6 protein-coding genes and 1 pseudogene are annotated in these 5,409 nt (G+C 68.9%); 2 read left to right on the top strand and 5 right to left on the bottom strand.

The genetic code is table 11. The features are described from left to right. The 4 genes and pseudogenes from E4A53_RS14550 to mobA form a co-directional block, all read right to left on the bottom strand. Positions 1-108: pseudogene (locus E4A53_RS14550) on the bottom strand (IS5 family transposase); the annotation flags it as partial. 144 nt (positions 109-252) lie between these two features. Then, positions 253-1,059, bottom strand: coding sequence for an NTP transferase domain-containing protein (locus tag E4A53_RS14545; protein WP_239018326.1), 807 nt, complete (start codon positions 1,057-1,059; stop codon positions 253-255). Between the two features lie 5 nt (positions 1,060-1,064). Further along, positions 1,065-1,934, bottom strand: coding sequence for a D-alanine--D-alanine ligase family protein (locus tag E4A53_RS14540; RefSeq protein ID WP_338055003.1), 870 nt, complete (start codon positions 1,932-1,934; stop codon positions 1,065-1,067). Positions 1,935-2,145: 211 nt separating this feature from the next. Then, complete coding sequence (gene mobA, locus E4A53_RS14535) at positions 2,146-2,937, bottom strand: molybdenum cofactor guanylyltransferase (RefSeq protein ID WP_136163835.1); 792 nt, start codon at positions 2,935-2,937, stop codon at positions 2,146-2,148. Positions 2,938-3,012: 75 nt separating this feature from the next. Between mobA and E4A53_RS14530 the strand changes: the two genes are divergently transcribed. Further along, positions 3,013-3,753 (top strand): methyltransferase family protein, encoded by a 741-nt coding sequence (locus tag E4A53_RS14530; RefSeq protein ID WP_136163834.1) that lies wholly within the window; start codon positions 3,013-3,015, stop codon positions 3,751-3,753. A 2-nt stretch (positions 3,754-3,755) separates the two neighbouring features. After that, on the top strand, positions 3,756-4,457 hold the full coding sequence (locus E4A53_RS14525) for a nucleoside/nucleotide kinase family protein (RefSeq protein WP_206366340.1): 702 nt from the start codon (positions 3,756-3,758) through the stop codon (positions 4,455-4,457). Between the two features lie 2 nt (positions 4,458-4,459). Here the strand turns inward: E4A53_RS14525 and E4A53_RS14520 are convergent, their stop codons facing one another. Further along, entirely contained in the window at positions 4,460-5,299 is an 840-nt protein-coding gene (locus tag E4A53_RS14520) for a hypothetical protein (RefSeq protein WP_136163832.1), read from the bottom strand. Positions 5,300-5,409 lie beyond the last annotated feature (110 nt).

Below are 5,409 nucleotides of genomic sequence, written 5' to 3'. Positions count from 1 at the left end.
ACCGCTCAACACCCGCCGATCGTCAACCCGCGGCTTCCCGTGGCTCTTGGGGAAATAGGGCCGCAGACGATCCATCTGCTCGTCACTCAGCCAGTACAGGTCGCTCATGCTCAGTCTCCTTACGGAGTCTGAATCAGATCGAGCCTCTCACATCAATGGGTCCTGAGCCTAAGAACTAACATTTCACGAACGTCAGCCTATGTCATATTGGCTCTGAACATCTGAAACCCTCGCAGCCCGCGCTCTCCGCCCCTACGCCGCCGCGTCGAGCGGCGCCGGCGCGCGCATCGCCAGCAATTCGCCGGCAATCGCGTGGGTGCGGGGGTTGTCGACGTCGATCGCCTGGGCGCCGTCGGGCAGCACTACCGCGCGGATGGTGACGCCGAACCGGCGGGAAATCCGCCGCATCGCCCCGTCGGCGCTCAGCACCCCCAGCCGCAGCAGCAGCAGGTTGGCCAGCCCGAATGCGGCGACGATCCGCCCCGCCTTCTTGGCGAACTGCCCGCCGCCGCGAAACGCGTCGGCGGCGGACAGAGCCTGCGCGCCGGCCAGCGCGTAGAGGTTGCAGTTGGAATAGGCGTCGTCGCGGAACCGGTGGAACCGCCGTTGCCCGTCCGGGTGGGCGGCGAGCACCGCGGCGCGGGTGGTCAGCGCCACCGCGCCCTCGGCGCCGCCGTGCAGCGCGACGCGCATCGCGCGCACCGCGTCCGGGCTCAGCAGTACGTTGTCGGCGGTGGTGACGATCAGCGGCCCGGCAATGCCCTCGGCCCCGGCGCGGACGCTGTCGGCCAGATTGTCCGCCGCGACGACCGGCTCGACGGCGACGCCAAGGCCGGTAGCGACGGCGCGCACCGCCGCGAACGCCGCCGGCTCGACGACGATCCGCACCCGCTCCACCCCCGGCACCCGCGCCAGCGCGGCGACGACATGAACGATCAGCGGCTGGCCGGCGACCGGCACCAGGCATTTGTGCGACACGCCCGCCGCCACCGCCAGCGGGTCGGCATCCCCGGCGCGGCTGGCGGCAAGGACGATCGCGGTGAACGGGGGCAGCGCCACGGCGTTCAGGCCGCCAGCGCCTGGTCGCGCGCCATCAGCCCCTGGCGCAGCAGGCTCTCGGCGAGGATCGTCTCGATCAGTTCGGCATGGCTGAGGCCGGCCAGCGCCGCCGACCCGGCGAACGCCTTCTTCGACCACAGGTTGCAGTTCAGGTTGACTTCCATGAACAGCATCTCGTCACGCTCCACGTCGTAGCGGAACTCGAACCGGCCATAGTCGAACGGGTGGAACACCTCCGCCATCCAGCGGGTCAGCTCGGCGACGCGCGGCTGCCAGCGGGCGTCCTCATAGGCGACGGTCTCGTAACGCTGGCCGCCCTCGGCTAGGTCGCGCTTCTCATCATAGGTGCGCAGCAGCGTCGGGTCGGCCTGGGCGAACTGCATCATCGGCAGGATCACCGGCACCCCGCCCTGCAGGATCACCGGCACCTCTATGTCGCTGCCGGCGACGAACGGCTCGACGATCGCGTCATGGCCCTCGGCGTGGATCGCCTCGACCGCCGCCTTGACCCCGGCCCAGCTATCGGCGTCGCGCACGCCCCACGACGCGGACGACGCGTTGGGCTTCACCACCATCCGCGCGCTCATCGGGCAGGCGCCTTCGCGCACCGGCGCGCCGCGGCGGTAGAGCACCCACGGCGCGGTCGGCACGCCGCGCGCCTGCGCCTCCAGCTTGGCGAGATGCTTGTCGTCGCCCAGCCCGCGCAGGATCGGGCTGGCGCCCAGGAACGGAATGCCGGCGCGCGTGCACAGCAGCGGCAGCAGCATCTCCGAATTCAGGAAACCACCGCGGTTCAGCAATGGAAAGACGAAATCGACATCCGGCGTGCCGAACAGCGCGGCGTAGGAATCGGCAACCGTCAGTTGCAATCCCATACCGCGCAATACTTCGCGAATCTCGGCATGATAAGGGGCATGATTCCCGTCCTCCGGGTGCAGACCTCCCTGCCACAACGCATGTTTCGCAACCAGCATGACGCGCAGGGAATGCTTCGTCTCATCGCTTATCAACGATGACGTGATCGGATTCATGGCAGGGTGCGCCCCGTTACTTATCGCAGGGCATCACCTCTATCCGCGCAATGTTTCAGCCGTGTGTCACACCTGATAACCTAGTTGATAAGATCGCCTCGGCCATCGCGTGGTCGCTGACCTTGTCGACGTCGATCGCCGCCTCCGCGTCGTCGAGCGGCACCAGCGTCGCCGCAAAGCCGCTGCGCCGCCCCGCCGCCCGGATTGCTGCGGCAAAGCCGATCGTCCGGCTGATCGCCCGCAACGCCAGCACCGGCCCGAAATGGCGGAACAGCTTCCACGGCGTCTTGCGGTCCCGCTCCGCCTCCGCCCACAGGGCGAGCGCCTTCGCCGCCGCCGGGGTCCGAAGCGCGAACAGGTTGGCGCCGGACCACGCCCCGTCCCGAAAGCGCAGCCAGGTCCGCTTCGTCTCCGGGTAGCGCGCCAGCATCGTCCGCCGCTCGACCGCCGCCACCGCGACGTCGCCGTCGCCCGCCCCGTCGAGAAACGCCGTCACCATCTCCACGCTCAGCAGCGGGTGGTCGGCAGTGGTGACGAACACCGGCCACGGCGCCTCGCCCCCGGTCAGCGCCTCGATGCTCGTCGCTATCCCGGCCCCCGCCGTCGCATAGCCGATGCGCGGGTCGTCGGGCAGCGCCGGGCGCAGCACCGCCGGCTCCTGCGACAACAGGATGATCCGCCCGATCGCCGGCACCGCCAGCAGCGTTTCCGCCACCCGCGCCACCATCGGCACGCCGCCGACCGGGATCAGCGCCTTATATGTTTCGCCGAACGCCTCGGCCAGCCGGTCGGCCCCCGGTCGCTGGCCGGCAAGGATGATCGCGGTCCAGCCGCCCGTCACCGTCATGGCATTGTCATATGGCGCGACGCATGCTGATTGGCTAGGGGAGCCGGCACCACAGCGCGGAAGGACTGCCCGATCATGTACCAGCAAGAAATGGCCCGCAGCGGCAAGCGGCTGTTCTTCGTTCGTGGCCTCTACATCTACACCATCATCGCCGTCGGCGCGGTGATCGTCTGGTGCACCGGCATCAGCGGCCCGTTCGCCGATGCGCAGGCCAACTGCGCCTGGTTCTGGCTGGCCTTCGCGGTCGCCGCCTCCGGCGCCCTCGTCCGCGTCGTCACCTCCGGCTTCGCCGCCCTCGGCACATCCGGCCGCGCCAAGGTCGCCGCCGAGGCGATGGAGCTGAACACCACCGGCCCCTACTCGCTGGTCCGCAACCCGCTCTATGTCGGCCGCATCCTCAACTTCACCGGCATCGCGATGCTGACCGGCTCGTGGGTCTACGGCGCGATCGTGTTTCTGCTCGCCATCCTCGTCTACGAACGTATCTCGGTCTACGAGGAGGAATATCTGCGCGACAAGTTCGGCGCCGCCCACACCGCCTGGGCCAAGGACGTGCCGGCCCTCCTCCCCCGGCTCCACGGCTGGGTGAAGCCCAAATACCCGTTCTGGTGGCGGCGGATGATCTGGCGGGAACAGAACAAACTGTTCCTGCTCGCCACCGCGATCGCCCTCTACGCCTTCGCCCGCGTCGGCTTCGATCCGGCCGCCGTGCCCGCGCATCAGATCCCGTGGTTCAAGGCCTATGGCGCGCTGGTCGTCGTCCGCTTCATCATCGGCGGCATGAAGATGGGCGGTTTCTTCAAGGACCTTAGCTGACGGTGGCGGAAACGGAGGCGCTGGCGCCGCTGATCGCCGTCGTCGGCACCGACGGGTCCGGCAAGTCGACCGTCACCGCCGACCTGCTGAAGGCCCTGCGCGCCGACGGTCGCCGGGTCGAGCTGTGCTATCTCGGCCTCGGCACCGGCGATCTCGGCAACCGGATCAAGCGCTGGCCGCTCATCGGCCCGCTGCTGGAGGGCTTCCTCAGCCGCAAGGCCGGCCAGGCCCGCGACAAGGACGCGAAGATCCCCGGCCTGGCGACCGCTCTCGTCCTCTACCGCTATTCGCTGGTCCGCCGCCGCCGCTTCCTGCGCACGCTGGCGCTGCGCCGCCAGGGCGTCACCGTCCTCACCGACCGCTATCCGCAGGTGGATGTCCCCGGCTTCTACGACGGCCCGGCGCTGTCGGCAGCGCGGGCGGAGGGCTGGGCGGTCCGCCGCCTCGCCGCGAAGGAACGCGCGCTCTACGCCTGGATGGCCGAACACCGGCCGACCCTGGTCATCCGCCTCAACGTCGATGTCGAAACCGCCCTCGCCCGCAAGCCCGACCACGCCCGCCCGCTGATCCAACGCAAGGTCGCCGCCACCCCACTGCTCCGCTTCAGCGGGGCGCCGATCGTCGACCTAGACGCCCGCGCCCCCTATGCGGAGGTGCTGGCCGCCGCGCTGGCCGCCGCCAACCGCGCGCTCGCCGCCGCCTGAGCCTACCGCGCCACCCCGGTCTCGATCGTCCGCCAAGCCGCAGGCTGGCGTTCCCGCAACCGCGCGGCAAGGTACAGCGCGCCATAGCGGGTCAGGTGCCGCCGGTCGGGGGTCATCGGGTTGCCGGCATCGTCGAAGAAGCGGATATGCCTGCCGTCCGTCCCGAGCAGCCTGATCAGGTCGAGATACTGCGCCGCCGGCAACGCGCGGACCAGGGCGTCATTCGCGCGCACCATCTCGCCCGGCACCGCCGCGTGGCTTGCCTCCCTGTCGCGCATCGGCACTCGGCCGAACGGATTGATGTTGTATCCGAAATTCTTCGATCCGATGAACACCACCGGCGCGGCGGTCAGCCCCGACAGCACCTTGCCGATCCGCGCCACTTCGCGCGCGTCCTGGTCAAACAGGGCGACAATCACCATCGTCGCCGTGGCATAAAGCCGGCGCTCCTCCGCCGAAACCGGCCGTCCGGCCGGCGTGTCCGGATAGCCCTCGACATAGACGAGATTGCGGTTCTCAACCACCCCGGCCTCGAGCAGCAGGTTTCCGGCATCACGGCCGTAGCTATTGCCGACAAGCAGGTAGTTGGCCCGGCCGTTGTCCGGAAACGCGCCGGTCGAATAGCGACGGATGCGTTCGTTATACGAGAACAGGACATCTCCCGAATGCGCTATGTTCGGGAAGGTCCAGCGCGGGAAACCCTGTTTGACGTGCAACACCATGCCGATCGCGAGCAGCAGCACCGTGCCGGCCAGGACAATCGGCACGAAGCGGCGCAGCGGCATTGTCGCCGCCCGGCGGAACGGCACCTCCACGAACCGCCAGCTAGGCTCAGGACCCATTGATGTGAGAGGCTCGATCTGATTCAGGCTCCGTAAGGAGACTGAGCATGAGCGACCTGTACTGGCTGAGTGACGAGCAGATGGATCGTCTGCGGCCCTATTTCCCCAAG

The organism is Sphingomonas flavalba, assembly GCF_004796535.1.
In the GTDB taxonomy this organism is placed as follows: Bacteria; Pseudomonadota; Alphaproteobacteria; order Sphingomonadales; family Sphingomonadaceae; genus Sphingomonas_L; species Sphingomonas_L flavalba.
Note: the sequence above shows the minus strand (reverse complement) of the source record. Positions and strands in the feature narration are given on the sequence as shown.